Origin of the sequence: Neoroseomonas rubea (assembly GCF_016106015.1) — a bacterium.
Classification (GTDB): domain Bacteria; phylum Pseudomonadota; class Alphaproteobacteria; order Acetobacterales; family Acetobacteraceae; genus Neoroseomonas; species Neoroseomonas rubea.
Map to the genome: position 1 here is coordinate 1 of NZ_JACADQ010000627.1, position 1,116 is coordinate 1,116.

Annotated in this window: 2 protein-coding genes; both read left to right on the top strand. The window is 75.4% G+C overall.

What is annotated here, in order from left to right; all coding sequences use genetic code 11:
* Positions 1–340, top strand: a 340-nt coding sequence (locus HW577_RS25420) for an ATP-binding cassette domain-containing protein (RefSeq protein ID WP_198378863.1), incomplete at its 5' end; no start/stop codon positions are given.
* A partial coding sequence (locus tag HW577_RS25425; RefSeq protein ID WP_198378864.1) for a metallophosphoesterase family protein occupies positions 322–1,116 on the top strand: 795 nt, incomplete at its 3' end. The genes HW577_RS25420 and HW577_RS25425, both read left to right, overlap by 19 nt.

The following is a 1,116-nucleotide window of genomic DNA, read 5'->3' on the forward strand; positions in this document are numbered from 1 at the left end:
GCGGCTCTGGCCGCGGGCGGAGGTCGCGGCGGCGGATGCCGCCCTCGCCGCCGTCGGGCTCGAAAGGCTCGGCGCGCGTCGGGCGGACCGCCTGTCGGGCGGGCAGCGCCAGCGCGTCGCCATCGCGCGCGCCCTGGTGCAGCGCGCGCCCGTGCTGCTCGCCGACGAACCGGTGGCGAGCCTCGACCCCGAGACGGCGGAAGGCGTGCTGTCCCTGCTGCGCGACCTGGGGCGGGCGGAGCGACTGCCCGTGCTCGTCAGCCTGCACCAGCCCGACCTCGCCGCGCGCTTCGCCGACCGCACCCTGCTGCTGGAGGATGGATGCCTGACCGAGCCATGATCGACGCCGATGGCCCCGTGCTCGTCTTCGGCGGCCCCTATTCGAACCTGCAGGCGACGCGCGCCGTCCTCGCCGAAGCAGGCATGCGCGGCATCCCGGCCCGGCGCATCGTCTGCACCGGCGATGTCGTCGCCTATGGCGCCGATGCCGCCGCCTGCTGCGACCTGGTCATCGCCTCCGGCATCCATGTGCTGATGGGCAATTGCGAGGAGAACCTCGCCGCCGGCGCGCTCGATTGCGGCTGCGGGTTCGAGGAAGGGACGGCCTGCGACCTGCTCTCCCGCGCCTGGTACGCGCATGCGGACCGGCAGGTGACGGAAGCGCACCGCGCCTGGATGGGCGCGCGGCCGCGGCGGCTGACCATCGCGCTGCCGGATGGGCGGCGGCTGGCGGTGCTGCATGGCGGCGCCCACGATATCAGCCGCTTCCTCTTCGCCTCCGCGCCCGAGGCCGTGCTGGCGGAGGAGATCGCGACGACCGGCTGCGACGGCGTGATCGCCGGGCATTGCGGCATCCCCTTCGCGCGGAGGGTCGGCCACGCGCTGTGGCTGAACGCGGGCGCCATCGGCATGCCGGCCGATGACGGCACGCCGCGCGCCTGGCTCGCGGTGCTGACGCCTTCCGCCGATGCGCTGTCGGTCGAGCTTCTGCCGCTCGCCTACGACCATGCGGCGGCGGCGGCGGCGATGCGCGCGGCAGGCCTGCCGGAGGGCTACGCGGCGGCGCTCGGATCGGGGCTCTGGCCCTCCTGCGACGTGCTGCCGCCGGCCGAGCGC